Genomic DNA, 22,820 nt, shown 5'->3' with positions numbered 1-22,820 from the left:
GGGGCCGCGCGGGCGACCACCCACGTCACACTGCTACAACGAGGTGACGGGTGACAACGAAGCGTGAGGAAGGAAGCGTTGGGACGGCGGTCGTCAGAACACCGGCCACGGGATCGCGGGCCAGCCCTCTCCCGGCTCCGGGAAACGCTTGACGGCCAGGATCCGCTCCATTCGGGCCCGGAACGCCGTGATCTCCTCCGGGCGGAGCAGCTCGGACAACGTCCGACCGAGCTCGCCCTCCAGCTCGCATCCGAGTCGGCGCACCACGTCCAGGTGCTCGTCAGGGATCGGCTCGCCCGCCCAGCCCCAGAGGACGGTACGGAGCTTGTCGTCTTCGTGGAAGCACAGGCCGTGGTCGACACCGAGGACGCGCCCGTCCGAGGCGAGCAGGACGTGACCGCCCTTGCGGTCGGCGTTGTTGACCACGATGTCGAACAGCGCGAGGCGGCGGAGCCGGTCGTCGTCGAGGTGGATCAGGCTCACCTCCTCGCCCTCGGCGTCGTACGCCTCGAGCACCCGCCGCCACCCTTCGGGGACCTGGTGACGCGGAACGACGTCGACGACACCCTTGTCCGGGTCGTGGTCGATCCACAGCTGGACCATGCCCTCACCGAAGGGGCCGTCGCGCAAGACCGTAGGCGGGACGAGGTGCCAACCCGACGCTTCCGACACCAGGTAGGTGGCCAGCTCTCGGCGTGCCAAGGAACCATGGGGAAAGTCCCACAACGGTCGCTCCCCGCGCACCGGCTTGTAGACGCCGGCGGCGGTCTGACCGTCCAAGCTCACCGAGCAATAGAACGTGGCGTTGGACGCCGAGACGAGCCGGCCCTCGACCTCCAGCCGGCCCTCCCGCAGCAGGCTCAGAGCGTCAGCGGGCGGCATCATCATGTCGCTACCGGTCTCTCAAGCCGAACGCCGATACCCGTTGAGCCGGGGGCACAGGTGTCCCTGGGGGTCCAGGGGGTTGCCGCAGAACGGGCACGGCGGACGTCCCGCCGCCACCACAGCGAGGGCGCGCTGCACGAACGCGCGGGCTTGCGCACCGGTGATCCGCACGACAAGTGTCTCCGGGCCGTCGGCATCCGGTGCCTCGTCGACCGGCGGAGGCGGATCCGCGTCGTCGTCGGTGACCTCGTAAGCCTCGATCACCACCCGCTCGTTCTCGTTGTCCCACGCCAGCCGCAGGGTCCCGACGCGAAACTCCTCGATGATCGGTTGGTCGAGCGGGCCGTCATCGGCGAGCTCCTTCGGAGCGACCGCCGGAATGACGGCACGACCGCCGGTGAGCCGCAGCACCTCGTCCAGCATCGCGTCGATCCGCTCGGCGAGGACAGCGACCTGCTCCTTCTCGACGCCGACCGTGGTGAGGAGATTCTTGGAGCGCGCTTGCAGGTAGAAGGTGCGCTGGCCGGGCTCTCCAACCGTTCCGACGACGAACCGCTCAGGAGCGTCGTGAAGGTGAACGACACGGGCCATACTTCCAGACCCTACGCGCTTTCCGGCGACAGCGGTGTCGACGGCCACCTACTCCCGCGATCGGCCAGCGCCCCCGGCCCCCGCGCCGCCGCCCACCACCGCGTCGCTGTCGGCCTCCCCGCGCCGGCGCCGCCGCCGGCGGCGACGTGGGACGACCAAGCTCGACAGGTCGCTGCCGGTGTCGTTGACACGGACGACGAACGTCTGCAGCGGGGTGTACCGCACGACACTGATCGAGCAGGGGTCGATCACGATTCGCTGGAACTGGTCCAGGTGCAGGCCCAAAGCGTCGGCGACGATCGCCTTGATGACGTCACCGTGGCTCACCGCCGCCCAGATGGCGTCGGGGCCATGGTCGGCTTCGACCCGCGCGTCCCACTCGCGTGCGGCGCCGACCGCCCGTTCCGCCATCGCTCTGAGCGACTCCCCACCCTCGCCCGGGAACCGCACCGCGCTCGGGTGGCGTTGGACGGCCTTCCACAGCGGATCCTTGGCGAGGACCTTCAACGACTTGCCTTCCCAGTCGCCGTACCGGACCTCACCGAGCCGCTCGTCGACGACCGACGGCGGATGCCCGTCGAGGGCGGCGACCGCGGCGGCGGTCTGCTGGCACCTCTCCAGCGGACTCGTCACGAGTGCCGCCAGCGGGATGCGATCGAGCCGGCCGGCGAGCCGCTCCACCTGTTCGCGCCCCACCTCGTCCAAACCGACCCCTGGAGTCCATCCGGCCAGGACGCCGTCGGCGTTGGCCTTGGTCCGCCCGTGCCGGATGAGGAGCAACGTCGCCATGGATACCGAGCCTACGGGCCGACCGGACGTTCACCGGACACGCGGCACTCGCCGCCGCACATCGGCCGCGTCGCAGGCCCCCGCCAGCGTTGGTTCGGTCAGACCGCCGCGGAGATGCCAGGGCCGCGCGACTGTCGCGGTACGCGACGTCACCCGGGTCGGCTGTGAGGACGTCTGCTGTGGTCAGGCGAAGGGCGTCACGACACCGAACGCCAGCAGGCTCAGCACCACGGTGCCGAGCAGAGCGCGGTAGATGACGAACGGGCGGAAGCTGTGTCGGGAGATGTAGCGCATGAAGTAGACGATGACGAGGTAGCCCACGACGAAGCTCACGATCGTGGCCAGGATGGTGGGCCCCCAGTCCGGCGCGTGCTCCTCGCCGATATCGAGGACCTCGAGGAATCCGGAGGCGAAGACGGCGGGGATCGCCAGCAGGAACGAGTACCGCGCCGCGGCCTCGCGGGTGAACCCCATGAGCAGACCGGCGGTGATGGTGCCGCCGGATCGGGACACGCCAGGAATGAGCGCGAGGGCCTGTGCGCAGCCGAACAGCAGGGCCTGTGGGAAGGTCAGCCGGTCCAGCGACTTGCGGTTGGGCGCGATGGCGTCGGCGATGCCCAGGATGAGCCCGAAGGCGATGAGCGTGATCCCCACGTAGACCAGCGAGCGCAGCGCGGTCTCGATGGTCTCCTGGAACAGGAAACCCAGCACCCCGATCGGGAGGGTGCCGGCGATGATGAACCACCCCATGCGCGCGTTCGGATCTCGCCGCAGGACCGGACGGAACAGCGAGAGCGTCCAGGTGCGGATGATCGCCCAGATGTCGTTGCGGAAGTAGACCACCACCGCCGTCTCGGTGCCGAGCTGGATGACGGCGGTGAAGGCGGCGCCAGGGTCACCCCACCCCGGTACGAGCGCCCCCATGATGCGCACGTGCGCGCTCGACGAGATCGGCAAGAACTCCGTCAGGCCCTGCAGCAGTCCGTAGACGAGGGCACCCAACCAGCCGACGCTGTGCTCCACGGTTCAATCCCCCACACCAGAGGCGATCCACGCCTCGGCTGTCGTTCGTAGTGCGTTGACGCGGTCCTCGACGGTCTGACCGAAGGGCAGGAGCGCCAGTGTGGTGACGCCAGCCTCGGCGTAGGCGCGCAGGCGCTCCACGATCCGCGTGGACGGTCCCAGGAGCGCCGTCTCGTCGAGGAACTCCACCGGCACGGCACGCGCCGCGTCCCGGTGCCGCCGCTCCAAATACAGCTGTTGCACCTGGGCGGCTTGCTCGGCGTAGCCCATCCGCGCGGCGAGGGCGTTGTAGAAGTTCTGGGTCCGGCTGCCCATGCCGCCGAGGTAGAGCGCTGCATAGGGGCGGACGAGGTCGGCGCAGGCGTCGACGTCATCCCCGACCGCCACGGGCACGCTGGCGACGATGTCGAAGGCTGCCCGGTCAGCCTCTGGACGAGCGCCGCGTTCCCATCCTGCTCGGACATACCCCAGTGAGGTGGGTAGGTAAGCCGGGGACACGAAGACGCCCAGCCAGCCATCGGCGATCTCGCCAGCGAGTTCCAGGTTCCGAGGTCCGACGGCGGCGAGGTAGATGGGGATGTCCGTACGGACCGGCCGGGTGGCGAGCCTCAGCGCCTTGCCGGGTCCGTCCGGCAGCGGAAGGGTGTAGTGCGTCCCGGTATGGGCCAGAACCTTCCGGGCCAGGACGGTTCGGACGATGTCGATGTACTCGCGGGTACGTCCCAACGGGTCGGCGAAGCGCACGCCGTACCAGCCCTCGGAGACCTGAGGTCCCGAGACACCGAGGCCCAGGCGGAAACGCCCCTGCGACAGCGCGTCGAGCGTGGCCGCGGTCATCGCGGTCATGGCCGGTGCCCTGGCCGGAATCTGGAAGACCCCCGAACCGACCCCGATCCGTCGCGTGCGAGCCGCGACGGTGGCGAGCACCGTCGCGGCGTCGTACCCGTAGGCTTCCGACGCCCAGCAGGAGTCGAATCCGAGCCGGTCGGCCTCCTCCGCGAGCGCGACGCTGGCGGCGAGGTCCGCCGCGTCGGACACGCTGAGCGTCAAGCCCAGGCGCACGAAACCTCCTCTTGCGTCGCGCTGGTTCTCGCTCGATCGGGTGGGGGGTGGATCTGGGCCAGGTCCGGCGAGTCTTGAGGGATCGGCCCTACCGAGGCGTCTTGGGTAAGGCCGGCTCCGGGCGCGGGAAAGATCGTTGTCTCTCGCGCCTGACGGGGCCAGGCGAGTCTAGCGAGGCGATGGCCGCGGCTGGACTCGTGGTGCCAGGTTCAGGTCGGCTAGTGTCCCGTCGAGCACGTGGGCACTGGTCGACCATGTGGGCTTGGCAGGCCCTCGCCCTGCTCAGCGCCGGGGGAAGGTGGTGAGGACCGTCGATGGAGCAGCGCTATCTGGGCCGGACCGGCCTGCGGGTCTCCCGGCTGGGCCTCGGCACCATGACATGGGGCCGTGACACCGACGAGCACGAGGCACGGGACCAGCTGACGGCCTTTGTGGAAGCCGGTGGCACGCTCATCGACACATCGGCTGACTATGCCGACGGCGACAGCGAGCGACTCCTAGGCCGCTTGATCGGCACCCTCGTGCGGCGTGACGAGGTGGTGCTGGCGACGAAGGCTGGCGTGTGTAGCCACATGGGAGGGGTGGACGTCTCCCGTCGAACGTTGCTCGACCAGCTCGATGCCTCGCTCGACCGGCTCGGGGTCGACTCCGTCGACCTGTGGCAGGTCAGCGCCTGGAGCAACGACGTCCCGGTGGAGGAGACGCTCGCCGCGATGGATTTCGCGGTGTCGAGCGGACGGGCGCGCTACGTCGGTCTGTGCAACTACTCCGGCTGGCAGACCGGCTTCGCCGCCGCCTACCAGGCCGCCTGGCCCGGCCGCGCCCCCATCGCCTCCACGCAGGTGGAGTACTCCCTGGTGGAGCGCGGGATCGAACGCGAGGTGCTGCCAGCGGCACGGGCGCTTGGGCTGGGCGTGCTGGCATGGTCACCTCTGGGCCGAGGAGTCCTCACCGGCAAGTACCGCACCGGCACACCAGCGGACTCCCGGGCGGCCTCGCCGCACTTCGAGCGTTTCGTGGGGGTTCACCTGGACCCCGCGAGCCGCCGGATCGTCGACGCGGTGTGTCGTGCCGCGGACGGACTCGGGCTGTCGCCGATCGAGGTGGCGCTGGCCTGGGTGCGAGACCGGCCGGGGGTCACCGCGCCGATCGTCGGTGCCCGGACGGCTGCGCAGCTCCGCGGGTCGCTCACCGTGGAAGAAGTGGAGCTACCCGTGGAGATCACTGCCGCGCTCGACGACGTCTCCGCGCTTCCGATGGGCTACCCGGAGCGGTGGGAGCCGACCTTCTGAGGGCCACTGTGGGCCTTGGGGTCTTCCTTTTCCACGAAGGCATGTCACGATGGGGCGATGGCGGAGTACGAGACTCATCAGCTGCAGCTGCCGCGCACCGTCTCTCGGCGGGTGGTGCGGCAGCTTCTCGTCGATCGGGCAGAGCGTGGCGGATGGGAACTCCTCCGGGTCCGGGTCCATCCTGACGGCCGCCGGGTCGTGACGCTCCGGCGGAGGATCATCCGAGTCACCAAGACCATGCCCCCGACAGGAGCCTGGGCCTCCGCGCTGTGATTCTCACGCCCTCCCGGCACGGCGCACGGTCGGGCGCGTGAAGGTCAGGCCAGGTCGAGGAAACGATCGAGGACGCGCGCGCCGAACCGCAGCGACTCCACCGGTACGCGTTCGTCGATGCCGTGGAACATCCCGACGAAGTCCAGGTCGGGCGGCAGCTTGAGAGGAGCGAACCCGAAGCATCGGATGCCGAGGCGATGCCAGGCCTTGGCGTCGGTGCCGCCCGACATCAAGTAGGGCACGGCCCTCCCCTGCGGGTCCTCCGCCGCCAACGACGTCCGCATCGCGTCGACCAGCGCTCCCGCGAACTCCGTCTCCGGCGCGCTGTCGAGATTGATCATCTCGCGTGTGACCTTGTCGCCGATCAGCTCGTCGATGGTGGCGAGGAACTCCTCCTGTCCGCCGGGGACGAACCGCCCGTCGACCGCCGCGGTGGCCTCACCGGGGATGACGTTGACCTTGTACCCAGCGTCCAGCATGGTCGGATTCGCGGTGTTGCGCAGGGTCGCCCCGATCATCCGAGCCACGGAGCCGAGTCGGGCGAGGGTTACCTCGACGTCATCGGACTCCGGGTCGATGTCGACTCCCAGCGCCTCTGAGACCTCGGCCAAGAAGGCCTTGACCGGGGGCGTGATGCGGGGCGGGAATCGGTGCCGCCCGATGCGAGCGACCGCCTCGGCCAGCTCGGTGACCGCGTTGTCGTCGTTGCGCATGGACCCGTGCCCCGCCGTCCCCCTGGCTCTCAGCCGCATCCAGGCCATGCCCTTCTCAGCGGTCTGGATGAGGTAGAAGCGAAGGTCGTCGCGCACCGTGACGGAGAAGCCGCCGACTTCCCCTACCGCCTCGGTGCATCCCTCGAGGAGCTCAGGGTGATGGTCGACGAGCCAGTGGGCGCCTTTCCGGCCGCCGGCTTCCTCGTCGGCGGTGAAGACGAGGACGACCGGACGCCGTGGCGGCCGGCCAGCGCGGGTGCGCGCCGACAGCACCGACAGCACCATGGCGTCGAAGTCCTTCATATCGACCGCACCACGCCCCCAGAGGCAGCCGTCTTTGACCTCGCCGGCGAACGGGTCGACACTCCAGTCCGCCTTGACCGCCGGCACCACGTCCAGGTGGCCGTGGACCAGCAGGGCTGGCAACGACGGATCGGCGCCCTCCCAGCGAGCGACCACGGTGGTGCGGAGCGGCTCGGACTCCAACAGGGTCGGCTCCAGCCCGGCCTCGGCGAGCTTGCCGGCCACATACTCGGCGGCTTGGCGCTCCCCCGGGCCGCGATCGTCTCCGTAGTTGGAGGTGTCGATTCGGATCAGGTCCCGGCAGATCTCCACGACCTCCGCGTCGGGTCGGTGCTCGACGTCCGCGCCGGCACCAGCCGGCTGCGCCGCGTGGCCGCTCGCGTCGTTCGTCATGACCTCATCTTGCCGTGTGAATCACCCATATCGGTGATGGGTGGTGGCCCAGCGACTCCCGCCGGGTGGATTTGCTACAGTGAGCGCCGCGCGCAGGACAGCCGGCGCGCCACGTCCGGGTGGCGGAATAGGTAGACGCGCTAGCTTGAGGTGCTAGTGCCCGCAAGGGCATGGGGGTTCGAGTCCCCCCTCGGACACAAGTCCCGCGAGTGTCTGGCGCGCCGGGATGGCGTGCTCCTGAGCCCCTCATCGTGCTCCTGAGCTCCTCGCCGCCGGGCGTCATCCGACCGTCGAGATGAGTCCTCTCACGACGAGGACGCGACACGACTCCGCTGGCGATCAGCCCGTCTCCACGGTGTGGCGGATCCCGTGCGAGGTGAGGGAGTCCAAGAAGGGCCCGGCGGTGAACGCCTGAGCGGGCGCGAGGACACCGGGCTTGGCACCCTGGACGACGAGCTGACAAGCACCCTGGACGACGAGCTGACAAGCGGCCTGGACCGCGACGACCGCGGTCGTACCGTACGTATCGGTGCCCTCGACGACGCCACGAGCGCGGCTCGTTCGCCCAGTGACCTCGGCCACGAGGGTGAACCGCCCGGCCGTCCGCAGGTGTTCCGGTGGACTCTCCGGCAGCCGCTCCACGACGTCCGGGGTGAGGCCTGCCAGCCTCGCCAAGAACGTGATCTCGGCGACACCTTCGACGCGGCGGGCCGCCACATGCCGGGGCACGGTGGCGATCTCGGCGAAGCCGGCCTTCGCCACGGTCGACGGCGCCGGGCCGCCGGGGAAGGTGATCGCCGTGCAGGTGGCGGGTAGGTCGGCGCGCCACCGGCCGTCGACGTACACGAGTCCGCCGCCGGCGAACATGTCGCGAGCGAGCAGCGCGGTCCGGCCACTGCCGCGAGAAAGTCCGCCGCCGCCACCCGTTCGGTGGGCAAGCACCACCTCGTCGATGGGATCATGCGGGTCGATCCGCGCGGCGGTCACGGCGGCGAGCAGGTCGGCGAGGAAGCCACCGTCGTTCGCCATCGGGACGACGGTGACGCCTGCTCGTTCCGCCGGCTCGTCGAAGTGGTCGAAGACCCGCATGACGTACGACTGCTCTCCGCTGATGTCCACGTAGTGCGCGCCGACGTCGATTGCGGCGCGTATCACCGGCTCACCGTGGATCGCGAACGGTCCAGCGCAGTTGACGACCACGGCGCAGTCCTGGAAGGCCGCGCGCAGGCTGGTGGGATCGGACAGGTCGGCGACCCGGCGTTCGGCACCCGGGGCGGTGACGGTGTTCAGCCGGTCGGGGTCACGGCCGACGAGCACGGGAGTCACACCGCGGCGGGCGAGTTCGGCCACGACGAGCCGGCCGGTGTAGCCGGTCGCGCCGTGGACCGCGATGGCACTGATCGTCATGCTGGCAACCGTAGGGCGACCGTCGAAGACGCCCTATGGTTCGGCGTCTCGTCTGTATGTCTCAGCGTCTCAGTCATCGGCTCCCGGCGATACGGTCGCCCCCGTGGACGTGCTCAGCGACGTGGTCACCGCGATGCGCACCGGCCGACCGCATTCGTCGCGCACCCGCAAGCACGGCAGGTGGGGAATCCGCTTCGCACCCTTCGCCGGCGCGGGGTTCCACGTCGTGCTGCAGGGCTCCTGCTGGCTCCCCCCGCGGAACGGCGAGCCAGTGCAGCTCGGGGTCGGCGACGTGGTGTGCCTTCCGCATGGACGAGGTCACGGCCTGGCCGACAGCCCTTCGACCCCGCTGGTCGACGCCGGCGCAGCGCCCGAGACCGGCGTCCCGCCGTCTGCTCCGCCAGCAGGGTCCGCCGCCGATCCGAGCGCGTCCACGGTGCTGCTGTGCGGCGCGTACTTCCTGGACCAGGCACGGCCTCATCCGCTGCTGACCGAGCTGCCGGAGTTCATCCACCTCCCCACCCGCATCGGGCGCCAGACGGCGCTGCGCACCGCGATCGACCTGCTCGGCACTGAGCTGGACCAGTCGGGGCCGGGGACGGACGCGGTGCTGGCAGCCCTGCTGGACATGTTGCTGCTCTACGCCTTGCGAGCCTGGTATGCCGAGCAGGGCGGTTCGGACGCGTCGTCGGGATGGGCAGCGGCGCTGGCCGATCCGGTGGTGAGAACGGCACTGGAACACATGCACCGCGACCCGTCCCGGAAGTGGACCCTCGCCGGCCTGGCCAGGACCGCCAACGTTTCCAGGGCGACTCTCGCGCGCCGGTTCACGGCGTTGGCCGGTCAGCCGCCCCTGGCGTACCTGACGTGGTGGCGCATGACCTGCGCGGCGCGGCGGCTCCGGGCCACGGACGCGCCGCTCGCCGCCATCGCCTCCTCGTGTGGCCACTCCTCGGAGTTCGCCTTCGCCAAGGCGTTCAAGCGCGAGTTCGGCATGGCGCCCGGCAGCTACCGGCAGCGAGGACGGGCCGGCGCCGACGCCTGCCCCGGCGGGCCACACTCAGCGGTGCCGCCCGCGCGTCCTTCGCCATTCGACAGTGGACGCCTACCCTGACGCGTCAGCGACTCCGACCGCTGGCGATCGCTCGGAGGGCCGGTCGACTGTTCCCCAACGGGCGAGTGGGATCACGCTGGTGGCCACCACGAGGGCCCCTCCGGGACATCCTTGACGAAGACGATCGCGTCGTAGGCCGCCAGGTTCGCCGGATCCAGTGGTGCGTACCCGTGCCACGGAGACTCCCGAGGAGCGAGCCTCACCCCGCTCAGGAAGGTGGCCAGGCGCCGCGCGTCCGCGACGCACCGTTCCTCTGGCAGCGTGTAGAGCAACCCTTCGACGGTGTCCGGAGGTGGAGCCTCGACACCGCGGTGGCGAATCGTGCCGACGGCGGTGACCACGACGGCGTAGTCCTCACCCAGGTCGGCGCCCACGATCGACCCAGCGCTCCACCAGCCCAGCGACACCTCGCCCATGCGCATCGTGCTCTTGTGTCGCTGGAGGTGCGCGTTGTGCGCGAACACCAGGGCCGGGCCCCGCTCGGCGAGCGCGCGCAGGTTGGCCGCCATCATCGACGCCCGCACCCGCAGCAGCCGCTCCATTCGTCTCGGTGAGGCGTCGGCCATCCAGAAGTGGTAGCGAAGCAGGCCGACGGCAGTTCGGGCGTAGAGGCGGGCCCGCTCCAGGTCCTCCGGGGAGGACACCGCGCTCAGGTGCGGCAGCTCGGTGTCGAGGAGGCTCGCCAGCTCGTCGGCCAGCTGCCGCAGCTTCGCGGCCTCCGGTGTCTGGCCGACCGACTGGGACGGATCCAGCATCGCGGCTGGATTGGTCCACTCCTCGTCGGTGCCCAGCAGGCGGTCGAGGGTCTGGTCGTCATACCCGAGCAGGTCCGCGTCGAGGTAGGACGCGAGGTAGCGGTGCAAGGCGATGAGGGCTCCTCGAGGGCTCTCGGCAGCGGTGATCTCCAGTGGCCCGTCGATGCCCGCGAAGCGCACCTGGTCGGAGGAGGGCCGGCCGTCGTTGTACGCGCGCATCCAGCGCACCAGCTGCCGGTTGGCGGGGGACGCTCCGAAGCCGTGACTGAAGCCGCGCTTGAGGGCGTCGTCCAGCGTGCCGGTGCCCGAGGTCACGTAGTCGTCGACGACGAGCGCCCGTACGCAGTCGCTCTCGAGCGCGATCGTTCGGTAGCCCTCCTGCTCCACGAGCTGCCGGAAGAGCTCATTGCGCACGGTGAGCAAGACGTCCTCGCCGTGGGTGGGTTCGCCAAGGGCGAGCAGGCGCGGTCGAGCCGGCAGCAGGCTCATGACGGCGGCGCCGTCGACGGCATGGGTCGTGATGTCCATGCCCCTCAACACTATCGTTGAAGTATCGGTTGAAAGTTTGAGCGCGGTGTCACGAGCTGGACATCGCTCGTCACGCTTGAAGCGTCCTTCTTTCTTCGAGCTTCTCTTCGAGTTCGACGAGCGCCCGACCGGAGTCGGGCCTCGAAAAGCTTCAATCGTCGGAAGAAGTGCTGGTCGTACCGCTCCGCGCTCACCGCGCCGAGTGGCGTGCCCAGCGTTCGGTGAAGAGCTGGTCGCTGGGCGGGTCACCAGGCAGTGGCTGCGTGTGGCACGGCCGTAGTCCGTCCAAGACCACGGCGATGACGCGCCTCCTCGCGGCGACGGCGAGGTCGACGAGATCGTCGCGTCCCTGCGCGCGTAGCTGGTCGAGCACGGGGAACCGACCGAGCTGCTCGATCAGCAAGGCGATGTCGACAGGGGTGACGTCCGGCCTGAGCACTCCTGCGGCGTGGGCACGCTCGACGAGGGCCGCCAACAGCTCGTCGGAGCGCTCATTCTTGGCTCGCATCTCCTCGGTGATGTCGATGGTGCCAGCGAGCGGTGCCAGCGAGCCCTGTCCGGATTCGACACAGGCGATGACGAAGCTCGTCAGCCCTTCCCAAGGGTCGTCCTCGGCCAGTCCTTTCTCCGCCGCCTCGTTCCAGCTGTCGAGGGCCAGTTCGGCCAACCGCTGGAAGAGCTCTTCCTTGGTGCGGTACCGGCGGTAGAGGGTGCCGATGCCCACACCGGCCCGGGCCGCGATCGCGGCGACCGACGCGTGTGCGCCGTCGGCGGCGAGCACCTCGCGGGCGGCCCGCAAGAGCGCGCGATCGTTGCGCTCGGCTTCGGCTTGGCGAGGAGCGCGGCGGCGGCTCATGACCTCGGATCCTACCCCTCTTGCGGAGTGAATCGCTCCGTTATAGCGTCCACCGCGAAACGGAGCGATTCGCTCCTATTGAGGGGAGGGCGCATGCGCGCTGTGGTCATGGACCAGTTCGGCGGACCGGACGTGCTGCGACTTCGCGAGGTCCCTGATCCCGTGCGGGAGCCGGGCAGGTCCTCGTGGCGGTGGAGTACGCCGGGGTCACGTTCGTCGAGACGCAGGTGCGGGCCGGTCGCGGGCCGGCAGCGCAGCACCGCCCGATGCTCCCCCACGTGCCGGGCAACGGGGTCGGTGGACGCGTCGTCGCCGTCGGCTCCGGGATCGATCCCGGCCTGGTGGGGAGCGCCGTGGTGGCGACGACGGGTGGGTCCGGCGGCTACGCGGAGCTCGCCCTCGCCCGCGTCGAGGACACGATCCCGCTCCCACCAGGGGTGGTCTTGCAGGACGCGGTGGCGCTGCTGGCCGACGGCCGCACAGCGGTGCTGCAGCATCGTCGAGCGGAGCTGAAACCGAACGAGCGGGTCCTGGTGACCGCGGCGGGTGGCGGTGTGGGGACCCTACTGGTCCAGCTCGCGGCCGCCTCCGGAGCGACCGTGGTCGGCGCGGCACGGGGCACGCGCAAGCGTGAGCTGGTCACCTCGTTGGGCGCGGCCGTCTACGTCGACTATTCGCGTCCTGGATGGGAGCGCGAGCTCCTCCCCGAGGGCGTGGACGTGGTCTTCGACGGCGTCGGTGGAGCGCTCGGTGCCCAGGCGATGCGCGCCGCACGACGTGGCACCCGGGCCGTCCTGTACGGCATGGCCTCCGGCGCCTGGACCAACCCACCAGAGCACGTGCGGGTCGTCCCCTCGAGCGGGGTACCGAGTCCGGCCGAGATCCGAGCAGCGGCCGAGGAAGCCCTCGCTCTCGCGGCGGCTGGCCGACTCCGCCCGGTCATCGGCCAGACATTCCCGCTGTCCGAGGCCGCGCGGGCGCACGAGGTGATCGAAGCCCGGGCGACAATCGGCAAGACCTTGCTGATCCCATGACGACCCGAAGCGCGGTCCAGGCCTCACCGCGTCTGGTGCCACTGGCCGCCACCGTGCTGGCCGGCGCCATCGCGGCGCTGCTGGAGAGCACGATCACCGCGATGGCGCTGGACCAGCTCAGGCGCGACCTCGCCGTGCCCGTGACGACGGTCCAGTGGGTCACCACCGCCTACGTCCTGGCGATGGCCGCGGTCATCCCCTTGGTGGGTTGGTCGGTCGGCCGCTTCGGTGCCCGGGCCGTGTGGCTGGCGAGCCTCGCCCTGTTCCTCCTCGGCTCCGTCCTCTGCGGTTCCGCCTGGTCGGCGGCCTCGCTCATCGGCTTCCGCGTCGTGCAAGGCCTCGGCGGTGGCATGATCCTGCCCCTCACCCAGCTCACCTTGGCCCGCGCGGCCGGACCGGCACGCCTCGGCCGCGTGATGAGCGCGGTCGGGCTCGTCGGCCAGATCGCCCCCATCTCGGGTCCGATCGTGGGCGGCGTGCTGGTCGACAGCTGGGGATGGCGGTGGGTGTTCTTCGTCAACGTGCCGATCGTGCTCACGTCGATCGTCATGGCCTGGCGGCTCTTCCCTCCCGACGACGAGCGTTCGAACCGGCCGCTCGACCTCGTGGGAACCGTCCTGGTGCCGCTCGGAGTGGTCGCCATTCTGCACGCGCTGACGGGCGTAGGCACGGGATCGGGGGCCGCCGTCGTGGTCACGGCGGCGCTGGGCGTAGGTTTGGTCACCGCGTTCGTGGTGAGGTCGCTGCGTCGTCGCACTCCTGGCCTACTCGATCTTCGGCTGTTCCGCGATCACTCGTTCCGGGCCGGAACGGTGATGATGTTCGCGCTTGGGGCCACCACCTGGGGGCCGATGTTCCTCCTACCGCTGTACTACCAGCAGCTTCGCGGCCTGCCGGCGTTCGACTCTGGACTCGCTCTCGCGCCGCAGAGTCTCGGCCTGGCCGTCGCGTTCCTCGCAGCCGGTCGGTACGCCGACCGCCTGCCACCCCGTCGTCGGCAGCCTGCCCGTCAGTGTCGCCCTCTACCGCACGCTGAACCCGCCTGACATCCCGGATGCCACTAGCCTCAGCAACGTCGTCCAACGGATCGGCGCCGCGAGTGGCACCACGCTGACCGCCGTCATCCTCGACACCGGCGGCTTCACCCCGGCCCTCGCCTGGATGCTCTTCCTCACCGGTGCGGCGACCGTCGTGTCGGCGATCCTGCCCGTGCGGTTCGCGGAGCAGAAGACGCCGTCCTGACACCGTCGCGGCAGGAACCGAGCGACGGGTCCCGTATCCTGCACCGCGAGTTCGCCAGCCAGGCGGAACCAGTCCGAGCGGACCGGATGTCACGGTGACCGATCAGTGCACGGCGAAGCCCCGGACGACAGCGCCGGCGGCGCCGGAGGCAGCGTCGCCCTCTCGTCGGTCGTCTCCCCGTCGTCGCCGTGACACGACGCGCGAACGAACCCGGCTCCGACCGATCGACTTGGCACGCGAGCACGGCCTGTCCACCCAGGCGATTCGCAACTACGAGGAGGCCGGCATCCTTCCGGAGGCCGAGCGCACGCCCCACGGCTACCGTGTCTACACCCCCGTGCACCAGCGAGCGCTCCGCGCGTTCCTCGCCCTCGTCGCCGGGCACGGGCACCGCACCGCTGCCCTGATCATGCGCGCGATCCACGACGGCGCCACCGACGAGGCGCTGCGCCTCATCGACGAGTCACATGCCCAGCTGCTTGACGACCGCCGAACACTCCAGGCCGTCGAAGCCGCGCTCGCCGGTCTCGACGCCGTACCGGACGGGGGATCCGGCAGCACGCTCATCGGTCCGCTGGCGAGGCGGCTCGGTATCCGTCCGGCGACCTTGCGGGCATGGGAACGCGCTGGCCTCCTCCAACCCAGCCGAGACCCTCGGACCGGCTACCGGGTCTACAGCGCCGCCGACGTTCGGGACGCCCTCGTCGTCTGGCAGCTTCGACGCGGTGGCTACCCCCTGGAGCAGATCGCCCCGCTGATCGCCCACGTGCGCCTCGCCGGTGGCGTGGCGCCTGTGGAACCGATGCTGCGCGACTGGCGTGCTCGACTCTCCGCCCTCGGTCGCGCCATGCTGGCCGGCGCCGCCGCGCTGGACGCCTACCTGGCGTACCGAACCCCCGAGGGTCCAGGCGAGTGATCCAGGATCTTCACAGGTCGAGGACGATCGGTCCTCCGTTGACGCGAAGCAGCGCCTGGAGCGCCTCGGCCAAATCGAACGGCTGACCGTGCACCTCCGCGTGAGCTACTCGCAGGTTCACCACGTGCCGCTCGGGATCCAGCCAAGCCGACCAACGGTCGCTGGCTTGCTCGTGCAGCGCGTCGAAGTCCGGGCAGTCGTCGGCGGTCACATCCAACAGCCACCGGAGATAGGCCTGGACGTCCGCGATGACCTTTCGGTCGCCTGTGCATACCGGACCATGTCCGGGGACGAGATGGATCGCGTCGAACCCGGCCAGCCACTCGAGGGCGTCGAGCCACCCCCGGATCGACCCGTGGACGGCCAAGGGCGTAACCCCCACGAACAGCAGGTCGCCCGCGAACAGCACGCGCTCCTCGGGGAGCCACACCACCAGGTCGCCGGGGGTGTGGGCGTGGGTGGGCACCGGAACGAGCTCGAGAGCGCGTCCGTCACCGAGGTCGAACGACACTCGTTCGGTGATGGTCGTGATGGTCGCAGGCGGTCGAACGTCGCCCCAGCCGTCGTAGGCGAAGACCTCGGGATACAGGTGTGGCCCCGCCATGATCTCGCGTGTGGCGGCCTCGGTGGCCATGACCGTGCTGCCGGCTCGCGCGAGCAGCCCGGCGCCGTTGGCGTGGTCACCGTGGGCGTGTGTGATCACGACTGGATCGAGGTTCGTCGCGTCGGTGTCCGCGCGTACCGCCTCGAGCAGCTGCCTGGTGCGCTTCTCGGTCGCGCACGTGTCGATGAGGAAGGTCTGCTTGACGCCGGTGACCCAACCGGCGTTGTTCAGGAACCAGCCGCCGGGCGCCTGCAGATAGGCGACGACGCGGGAGCTGAGGTGTCGCACAGCTGGGGGTGCGGGCAATGTGCGGCTCCTTCCGTGACGGGTGAGGCGGCGCCGGCGTGGTCAACGTGGCGACGCTCTCGTCTGGTGCGAGCTCGACCCTTCGGTCACATGGGGCGTGCCCGCCAAGGTCCACTCATGCCATGAACCATACGCGCCCTCATCGAATCCGACATTCTGTTTTTACTTTATACGCCGTATACTGTTGACGTCCTTCCCCGACCCTCCCAGGAGCCTCATGCGCGTCACTGCTTCCGCCGTGTCGTTGAACGTCGACGACGTCGCCGCCTCCAGCGCCTTCCTCGTCAAGCACTTCGGCTTCCGCGAGGTGATGGCCGCACCCGGCTTCGCCTCGCTGACCCGCGAGGACGTCGGCATGCACGTCGTGTTCCTCCAGCGGGGCCTGCCCACCCTCCCCGACGACCAGCGCGACGACCACGCCTCGGGCGTGATCCTCGCCTTCGAGGTCGACGATCTCGAAGGCGAGCTCGCTCGCCTTGAATCGGAGGGCGTGGCCGTCACCATGCCCCTCACCACCGAGGAGTGGGGGGAGCGCGCCTTCCAGGTCCGCGACCCGAACGGCGTGATCGTCCAATTGGTCGACTGGAAGGGCGCCACGGCCGGGGGCTCCGCGTAGCCGGTGCTGGCTGCTGCTCAGTCGGCTCGCGGCGGACCGAACAGCACCAGGACGTCGCCGGGCCCCGGTCGCGGCTCCTCCTCGCGGGTCACCGGGTCGATGCGTCCACCCGCACGAACGACGAGGAGCGGATGGAACTCCGGCGGCGGGTCGCCCTCCCGGATCACGACACGAGCGCCCGCGCGGTACCGGCGGTCGATCTCGTCGCGGGTCAGCTCGGCGGCGAACAGGGTCACTCCCCCAAGGAAAGGCGCGGCGACCTGCTGGCTGCCAGGGGCAGGAGCCACCCGGTAGACCCGGGCGTCCTCGGGAAGGCGCGCCCGTAGGATCGTCGCCGCCAGCGCGTTGAAGTCATCCTCCTCGGTGAGCAGAAAGACGGCGTTGACACCCTCCATGGCCGCGCCACCTCCGGCCGCCGCGGCCAGGAACTCCCCCGGCGCCACCTCCAGCCCTGCCTGCCGGATGGCCCGGCGTTCCTCCTCCCGCCCTGCCCACATCAAGACATCGACACCGATGTCCTGGAGAGTGCGCCCCAGATCGACGACCCACGGTGCACCGCCGACGAGGAACGGTCGGGTGTGTGCCGGCCGGGTGACACCGAGCAGCCGCGCCACAGGCGGCCCGGTCAGGCCGTAGAGCAGCACGGTCAGCATGATCACGAGGAACGTGGCCGGCAGGATGTCCTCCGCCCCCGGGATGCCCTCGGCCACCAGACCAGCGGAGAACACCGAGGCCGTCGCGGCGGCGACGATTCCGCGCGGGGCCATCCAGCCGACGAACGCCCGCTCCCGGCGGGTCAGCTCGGTGAACGAGGTCGCTGCGAACGCGACGAGAGGGCGGACGACCAGCACGAGGATGCCGACCAGGGCGAGGGTCGGCGGTAGGACCCGCAGCACGGAGCTGGGGGTGACGGTCGCGGAGATGGCGACGAACAGGACGCCGAGGATGAGCTGCACCACCGTGCCGAAGAACGGCTGGTGCGCGGCCACGTCCACCCCGGGCAGCCGCCCGAAGACCAAGCCCATGATGATCGCCGCGATCAGACCGGTGTCGTCCCGGACGACGTCCGCCGCGGCGGCCACCGCGACGACCGAGGCGACCGTCACCGCGGTGCTGAGGACCGCCGGAAGCCGCAAACGCAGGGTGAACCACAGGAGGAGCGCTCCCACCACCGCGGCGCCCACACCAACGACGATGCTGGCGAGGAACTGACCCGCCTCGAAGACGATGGTCTGCGGTCCTCTGGCCACCACGGCGTGGAAGACGACGGCGCCGAGGATGGCGCCGATCGGATCGACCAGCGTGCCTTCCCACGTGAGGAGCCTCTGCAGCCGCTCGGCGGGTCGGACGAAGTCCAGGATGGGCCCCAGCACGGTGGGCCCGGACACGACGAGGATCGCGCCGAGCAGCAGCGCGGCGGACTCCGACATGCCGTGGAGCACGATCGCCGAGAACGTCGTGGCCGCCCACGTCACAGGGACACCGAGGACGACCAGGGCCGCGACGGCCCGCCGCAGGGCGCCACGCAGCTGACGGGGATCAAGCTCGAGACAGGTGTTGAAGAGGATGACCGCGACCGAGAACGCCACGACCGGCTCGTACAGGCGGCCCAGCAGGGCTCGGGCGTTGACGAGGTCGGTGAACGCGCCCGCCGTGAACCCGGCGGGAAGCAGCAGGATCAGGGCGGGCACGTTCAGCCGACCGGCCGTGATCTGCGCGGTCACGGCGAGGATGAGCGTGATGCTGACCCCGAGCAGGAACTCTTCCGCGGTCACCGAGGGAACGCTAACGGGCTGTCGCGCCACGCGTCCGGTTCTTGACGCAGCGTGTCGATTGTGTCGGTGACCAGCCTGGACCAGCTCGCGAGCTCAGCCGGCTAACGGCGAACGTTCGCGGCGACCATGCGCACCAGGACGTCCGGCGTGACGACCCGGACGTGCGGCGCCAGGTTGTCGACCACGGTCTTGACGTTCGCGACGGACTTGCTCCATGCGTGCCACATGACGACCGAGTAGCCGGACGGGCTCGTCGGATCACGGTCGGCGTTGTTGAGCTCGGCCGTCACGCTCGTCTCGTCCGCACCCGGCAGGCCGTCCCACAGCATGGTGCGGGCCGAGATCACCGGTTTGTCGTTCGCCCACACGATCCGGCCCTTGTGGGTGTCGTACCGGGAGTACTCCAGGTAGATCAGGCCGGCGATCTGCCGGTGCCGTAGGTACGTCGCCCACAGGTCGGTGTCGTCGAACGAGCCGAAGTCGATGATCTGGACGACGTCGAGGTCGGCGCGTTCCATCGAGGCGGCCAACCGGGCGGTGTGCAGCTCCAGCTCCTCGCGCGGATACATGCTCGGGTACAAGTACCCGCCTCCGGACGGTCCCGCGACGAAGCTGTCGTGGTGGGCGCCAGTGGCCGCGTGGTCGTAGTACCAACGCATGACCGACGGAGCGAGGTCGACCAGGCTCGGCGAGATCCCCCAGCCCAGGTCGAGCGAGCCACGGTGCGGACTCGCGAACCACCGAGTGCTGCTCTGGAAGTCGTTGAGCATCCACTGGATGTTGTCGCCGTCGGTGACGAGGAAAGCGACGTAGTGGCAGCCGGGCTCTGGCCGCGGCAGGCGGCGCGGTCGCCGCTGGGTCACCCGGTTGAGGCTGATGCCCGACAACGGCGCGAGGTTTCGGGCGTGGTCGGCTGGGATGGTCCGCACGCCGGCCCGGGACGAGACCGAGACGAACGCGTCCTCGCCGCTCGACGCGTCCCCCCAGCCGAGGACGGCCGCGTCGGGGTCGAGGTCGGCGACCACTCGCTCGCGGAAGGAGGAGTTGCCGTCGTAGAAGGTGAACGCTCCTGTCAGCGTGGCGTAGTCGCGGAGCTGGTTGGAGAAGTCTGGCTTCTGCTCGATGACGAGGTCCCCGCGAAGGCGCGAGCCGTACGTCTGCCTCACCCAGCGGTCGTCCTTGTCGCGTACGTCGGCGACCAGACCGAGGCCGTACTCGCGCGCGAGTGGCTCCAGGCCTTCCTCGACCGCGATCGACCCGGTGAGCCCGGCCACGGTCGTCGCGGCGTTCACCCCGTCACCGCGGTAGAGGACGTAGCCCGAGGCCGAGTCGGCGAACCGGTCGAGAAGGTCCCGGACGCCGTCGCCGTGCGTGAGTGGGATGCCGTAGCGGTCGGCCAGGTCCGCAAGCCACACCTCGTAGCCGACCCCGGGGATCGTGACGTAGATGCCGGGCGCCGATCCGTCGGGTTGCCGGCGCCGCGCGAGCTGTCCCTGCAGCGTGGCGACTAGAACCCGCTCGGCCGAGGACAGCGCGGACTCCTCCACCACGTACAGCCGCGTCGGACGCACACCCTTGGGGTACCAGCCGCGCTCCTGTGGTGGTCGGGCGGCCGCGATCGTGGGGTGCGACAGATCCGCCGTGCTGAGGGCTGCGGCTCCCACCGCCGCCCAGGCGACGCGACGCAGCGCCGCGCGTCGAGACAGACCCGGCCGAGGCGCGTCCATCCGTCCTCTCCCCTCGTCACCTGCGCTCCGGTCGTCGCACAGTAGTGATCACCGCCCGGTGGCGACCATGGATCCGTCCGATCTAGGCCGGGTCAGACGTGCCCGTGACGCGAGTCGGCTCGACGCCCGATCCGGCGTCCCTCGCCGCGCACCCGGTCGGTGTCGGCAGGCCGAGGCGGGCCAACCGGGCCAGCGACCACACCTTGACCGTGAGCAGGCCCAGCGCGATCGCCGTGCACAGCGGGACGGAGCGCGTCGTCACCATGACGACCGCGACGAGGGAGGAGTTCACCACCTTCCCGGTCTTCGACCAGTTGGCGAGCCAGATGGGTCGGTCGACCAGGTCGAAGTAGTTGGGGCTGGACAGCGGCCAGGAGAGGAAGGCGAGCGACAGGTAGGCGTCGACGAGCGCGAACTCGAACACGAAGATGCCCATCGGCAGGGCCATCGACGGGTCGAGCCAGACGAAGCCACCGTAGAACCCCAGCGCACACAGGCGGTCAGCGACGATGTCGAGGACGGCGCCATGGCGGGTCTCGGTATCGGTGAGCCGTGCCAACGCGCCGTCCGCCACGTCGCCCACCCAGTAGACCGCCAGCGCGACGAGCAGCCAGGTCAGTGAGCGGGCCTGCGCGGCGCCCAGGGCGATGCCGAGCGACCCGGCGGTCCGCGCGAACGTCACCACGGTGGGCGCGGTCAGCAGCCGCTCCCGGTCGGGCCGGACACAGCCACGGTGCCCGCACGGAGCCCACCGAGAGGAGGGCGTCGACCGCCGCCGTCGAGCGTCCGATACCACTGTCGCTCCCCTCCTCCTGGCTGTGCGATTCCACCCGTCCGTGCGAGAGCCGGCGCGGGGGCTACCCTGCCGACCGGTGGCGGGCAGAGGCTACCGTGGGCTGGTCCGGACTGGGGCCTGGACCGAGCTCACTCCACGGTCCACCGCACGAAGAGTCCATCGCGCGACGGCGCGCAGGGAGCACCACACGCAGGGAGGACGCGTGCCACGGCGGGTGACGACCGGGTGACCCTCATCCTGACGACCTTCGGGTACTGCGTCGTCTCCGCGCTGGTGCCCGTGGTCAACGCTGAGGCGTACGTCGCCGGCGTCGCCGCCGTCTTCGACGGGTTCGGGGTGTGGTCCGTGGCGCTGGCCGCCGCTTCCGGCCAGATGGTCGGGAAGGTCGTCTACTTTCTGCTCGGGCGTGACTCACTCCGGTGGAGGTGGGTGCGCGCGAAGACCGAGTCGCCGAAGTGGCGCGACGCCTTGGGGCGCTGGCAGCGCCGCGTCGGGGGCAACCCGTGGCTGGGTGGGCTCCTGTTGTTCGTGTCCGCGTGGCTGGGTGTGCCACCGTTCGCCGTCATGTCGGTCATCGCCGGCCAGCTCCGCGTCCCGCTGGCGGTGTTCCTCGCCGCGGGGCTCGCCGGCCGGCTCGGACGGTTCGTCACCCTCCTCGGGCTCGTCGAGTTCGCGACCGGAGGCTAAGGGTGTCGCGGACGCTCAGGTGGCGTGGACCGAGAGCACGCCGACGCCGTGCATGCGGTCGGCGGCCAGGTCGTCCAGGGCCTGGTCGGCGCGGTCGAACGGGTACAGGCTGACCTCGACGGACAGACGGTGCGCGGCCGCGGCCGCGAGGAACTCCCGTCCGTCCTCGCGGGTGTTGGCGGTGACGCTGCGGACGGTGCGCTCCAGGAACAGGTGCCGCTCGTAGTCGAGCGTGGGGATGTCGGTGAGGTAGATGCCGGCGATGCTGAGGGTGCCGCCCCGGTCGAGCGCGGAGAGGGCGACCGGCACGAGGTCCCCGACGGGGGCGAAGAGGATCGCGGCGTCCAGCGGCTCCGGCGGCATCTCCGACGCGCCACCGGCCGAGGCCGCGCCGAGCCGGAGGGCTAGCTGCTGTGCCGCCTCTGATCGGGTGAGGACGTGGACGGTGGCGCCCCGCGCCATCGCGACTTGCGCGGTCAGGTGGGCGGATGCACCGAACCCGTAGATGCCGAGTCGACCGCCGGACGGCACCTCCGCGCGCGTGAGAGCGCGGTAGCCGATGATGCCGGCGCACAGGAGCGGAGCAAGCTCCGGTTCGGTGTAGGCGCCGAACGCGTCCTCGGGCAGCTCGTACGCGTAGGCGGCGGGCACCGTGGTGTACTCCGCGTATCCTCCGTCGGCGTCCCACCCGGTGTAGACGGAGTGGGGGCACAGGTTCTCCTGTCCGCGTCGGCACCACGCGCAGGTGCCGCAGGTCCGCCGCAACCAGGGCACCCCCACTCGCATCCCGAGGGCGTAGCGGTCGGGAACGGCCGACCCCTTGGCGACCACGCGCCCGACAGCCTCGTGGCCGGGCACGACGGGCGACTTGTGCGGCGGCAGGTCGCCGTCGCGCACGTGTAGGTCAGTGCGGCAGACTCCGCAGACGTCGACACGTACGAGCAGCTCGTCCGGGCCTGGGGTGGGGACGGGCAGCTCCGCCTGCTCCAGCCGGCCCGGCTCGCGCACGACCCACGCGCGCATCGTCGTCGGCACCGTCATGCCATCTCCCCCTCCACGTGCATCCCCTCCACGTGCATCCTCCCCCACGTCCGCGCTGAGCCTCCCTCGCCCACCGGGCGGCCCGAGCGACC

22 protein-coding genes and 1 tRNA gene are annotated in these 22,820 nt (G+C 70.4%); 9 read left to right on the top strand and 14 right to left on the bottom strand.

Annotation, left to right across the window (positions count from 1 at the left end):
• Positions 1-93: 93 nt before the first annotated feature.
• The 5 genes from DFJ64_RS18930 to DFJ64_RS18910 all read right to left on the bottom strand — a co-directional run bounded on the left by DFJ64_RS18930 (position 94) and on the right by DFJ64_RS18910 (position 4,350).
• Positions 94-882, bottom strand: a complete 789-nt coding sequence (locus DFJ64_RS18930; RefSeq protein ID WP_115852243.1) for an SCO1664 family protein — start codon at positions 880-882, stop codon at positions 94-96.
• A gap of 21 nt (positions 883-903) precedes the next feature.
• A complete protein-coding gene (locus DFJ64_RS18925; RefSeq protein ID WP_115851652.1) occupies positions 904-1,476 on the bottom strand; it encodes a DUF3090 domain-containing protein in 573 nt (190 codons plus the stop codon).
• 48 nt (positions 1,477-1,524) lie between these two features.
• Positions 1,525-2,265, bottom strand: coding sequence for a histidine phosphatase family protein (locus DFJ64_RS18920; protein ID WP_115851651.1), 741 nt, complete (start codon positions 2,263-2,265; stop codon positions 1,525-1,527).
• 183 nt (positions 2,266-2,448) lie between these two features.
• Positions 2,449-3,288 (bottom strand): undecaprenyl-diphosphate phosphatase, encoded by an 840-nt coding sequence (locus DFJ64_RS18915; protein WP_115851650.1) that lies wholly within the window; start codon positions 3,286-3,288, stop codon positions 2,449-2,451.
• A 3-nt stretch (positions 3,289-3,291) separates the two neighbouring features.
• Positions 3,292-4,350 (bottom strand): LLM class F420-dependent oxidoreductase, encoded by a 1,059-nt coding sequence (locus tag DFJ64_RS18910; protein WP_115851649.1) that lies wholly within the window; start codon positions 4,348-4,350, stop codon positions 3,292-3,294.
• 314 nt (positions 4,351-4,664) lie between these two features.
• On the opposite strand from DFJ64_RS18910, the gene DFJ64_RS18905 reads away from it, so the two are divergent.
• On the top strand, positions 4,665-5,642 hold the full coding sequence (locus tag DFJ64_RS18905) for an aldo/keto reductase (protein ID WP_115851648.1): 978 nt from the start codon (positions 4,665-4,667) through the stop codon (positions 5,640-5,642).
• Positions 5,643-5,699: 57 nt separating this feature from the next.
• Complete coding sequence (locus DFJ64_RS18900) at positions 5,700-5,915, top strand: DUF5703 family protein (RefSeq protein ID WP_115851647.1); 216 nt, start codon at positions 5,700-5,702, stop codon at positions 5,913-5,915.
• 44 nt (positions 5,916-5,959) lie between these two features.
• Here DFJ64_RS18900 and DFJ64_RS18895 read toward each other — a convergent pair whose 3' ends face one another.
• Complete coding sequence (locus DFJ64_RS18895; RefSeq protein WP_115851646.1) at positions 5,960-7,324, bottom strand: M20/M25/M40 family metallo-hydrolase; 1,365 nt, start codon at positions 7,322-7,324, stop codon at positions 5,960-5,962.
• 113 nt (positions 7,325-7,437) lie between these two features.
• Here DFJ64_RS18895 and DFJ64_RS18890 point away from each other — a divergent pair.
• Positions 7,438-7,521, top strand: a tRNA-Leu gene (locus DFJ64_RS18890).
• A gap of 142 nt (positions 7,522-7,663) precedes the next feature.
• Here the strand turns inward: DFJ64_RS18890 and DFJ64_RS18885 are convergent.
• Positions 7,664-8,731 (bottom strand): saccharopine dehydrogenase family protein, encoded by a 1,068-nt coding sequence (locus DFJ64_RS18885; RefSeq protein WP_115851645.1) that lies wholly within the window; start codon positions 8,729-8,731, stop codon positions 7,664-7,666.
• A gap of 103 nt (positions 8,732-8,834) precedes the next feature.
• On the opposite strand from DFJ64_RS18885, the gene DFJ64_RS18880 reads away from it, so the two are divergent.
• Positions 8,835-9,845 carry an AraC family transcriptional regulator gene (locus DFJ64_RS18880; RefSeq protein WP_115851644.1) on the top strand — a complete coding sequence of 337 codons (1,011 nt, stop codon included), beginning with the start codon at positions 8,835-8,837 and terminating at the stop codon, positions 9,843-9,845.
• A 71-nt stretch (positions 9,846-9,916) separates the two neighbouring features.
• Here DFJ64_RS18880 and DFJ64_RS18875 read toward each other — a convergent pair whose 3' ends face one another.
• Entirely contained in the window at positions 9,917-11,128 is a 1,212-nt protein-coding gene (locus DFJ64_RS18875) for an erythromycin esterase family protein (RefSeq protein ID WP_115851643.1), read from the bottom strand.
• A 190-nt stretch (positions 11,129-11,318) separates the two neighbouring features.
• Positions 11,319-11,984 (bottom strand): TetR/AcrR family transcriptional regulator, encoded by a 666-nt coding sequence (locus DFJ64_RS18870; protein ID WP_115851642.1) that lies wholly within the window; start codon positions 11,982-11,984, stop codon positions 11,319-11,321.
• Between the two features lie 185 nt (positions 11,985-12,169).
• Here DFJ64_RS18870 and DFJ64_RS18865 point away from each other — a divergent pair, with 185 nt between their 5' ends.
• The 3 genes from DFJ64_RS18865 to DFJ64_RS18855 all read left to right on the top strand — a co-directional run bounded on the left by DFJ64_RS18865 (position 12,170) and on the right by DFJ64_RS18855 (position 15,176).
• Entirely contained in the window at positions 12,170-13,018 is an 849-nt protein-coding gene (locus DFJ64_RS18865; RefSeq protein ID WP_245941242.1) for a zinc-binding dehydrogenase, read from the top strand.
• Positions 13,015-14,064 carry a DHA2 family efflux MFS transporter permease subunit gene (locus tag DFJ64_RS18860; RefSeq protein WP_211310673.1) on the top strand — a complete coding sequence of 350 codons (1,050 nt, stop codon included), beginning with the start codon at positions 13,015-13,017 and terminating at the stop codon, positions 14,062-14,064. The genes DFJ64_RS18865 and DFJ64_RS18860 overlap by 4 nt, the downstream gene beginning before the upstream one ends.
• Before the next feature lie 425 nt (positions 14,065-14,489).
• Positions 14,490-15,176: a MerR family transcriptional regulator gene (locus DFJ64_RS18855; RefSeq protein WP_245941240.1), complete on the top strand. Its 687-nt coding sequence runs from the start codon at positions 14,490-14,492 to the stop codon at positions 15,174-15,176.
• Positions 15,177-15,186: 10 nt separating this feature from the next.
• Here the strand turns inward: DFJ64_RS18855 and DFJ64_RS18850 are convergent, their stop codons facing one another.
• Positions 15,187-16,086 (bottom strand): MBL fold metallo-hydrolase, encoded by a 900-nt coding sequence (locus tag DFJ64_RS18850; RefSeq protein ID WP_115851640.1) that lies wholly within the window; start codon positions 16,084-16,086, stop codon positions 15,187-15,189.
• A gap of 217 nt (positions 16,087-16,303) precedes the next feature.
• Here DFJ64_RS18850 and DFJ64_RS18845 point away from each other — a divergent pair, with 217 nt between their 5' ends.
• Positions 16,304-16,702: a VOC family protein gene (locus DFJ64_RS18845; protein ID WP_115851639.1), complete on the top strand. Its 399-nt coding sequence runs from the start codon at positions 16,304-16,306 to the stop codon at positions 16,700-16,702.
• Positions 16,703-16,719: 17 nt separating this feature from the next.
• Here DFJ64_RS18845 and DFJ64_RS18840 read toward each other — a convergent pair whose 3' ends face one another.
• The 3 genes from DFJ64_RS18840 to DFJ64_RS18830 form a co-directional block, all read right to left on the bottom strand.
• Positions 16,720-18,477 carry a cation:proton antiporter gene (locus DFJ64_RS18840; protein ID WP_115851638.1) on the bottom strand — a complete coding sequence of 586 codons (1,758 nt, stop codon included), beginning with the start codon at positions 18,475-18,477 and terminating at the stop codon, positions 16,720-16,722.
• Positions 18,478-18,578: 101 nt separating this feature from the next.
• Positions 18,579-20,204: a GxGYxYP domain-containing protein gene (locus DFJ64_RS18835; RefSeq protein WP_115851637.1), complete on the bottom strand. Its 1,626-nt coding sequence runs from the start codon at positions 20,202-20,204 to the stop codon at positions 18,579-18,581.
• A gap of 82 nt (positions 20,205-20,286) precedes the next feature.
• A complete protein-coding gene (locus DFJ64_RS18830; RefSeq protein ID WP_115851636.1) occupies positions 20,287-21,000 on the bottom strand; it encodes a CDP-alcohol phosphatidyltransferase family protein in 714 nt (237 codons plus the stop codon).
• Positions 21,001-21,225: 225 nt separating this feature from the next.
• Between DFJ64_RS18830 and DFJ64_RS19585 the strand changes: the two genes are divergently transcribed.
• Positions 21,226-21,687 (top strand): VTT domain-containing protein, encoded by a 462-nt coding sequence (locus tag DFJ64_RS19585; RefSeq protein ID WP_170152672.1) that lies wholly within the window; start codon positions 21,226-21,228, stop codon positions 21,685-21,687.
• 15 nt (positions 21,688-21,702) lie between these two features.
• On the opposite strand, the gene DFJ64_RS18820 is transcribed toward DFJ64_RS19585, so the two are convergent.
• On the bottom strand, positions 21,703-22,728 hold the full coding sequence (locus DFJ64_RS18820; protein ID WP_245941238.1) for a zinc-dependent alcohol dehydrogenase family protein: 1,026 nt from the start codon (positions 22,726-22,728) through the stop codon (positions 21,703-21,705).
• Positions 22,729-22,820: the final 92 nt, after the last annotated feature.

This window comes from Thermasporomyces composti (assembly GCF_003386795.1).
Taxonomy (GTDB): Bacteria; Actinomycetota; Actinomycetes; order Propionibacteriales; family Actinopolymorphaceae; genus Thermasporomyces; species Thermasporomyces composti.
This window is presented reverse-complemented; position numbering and strand designations above follow the sequence as displayed.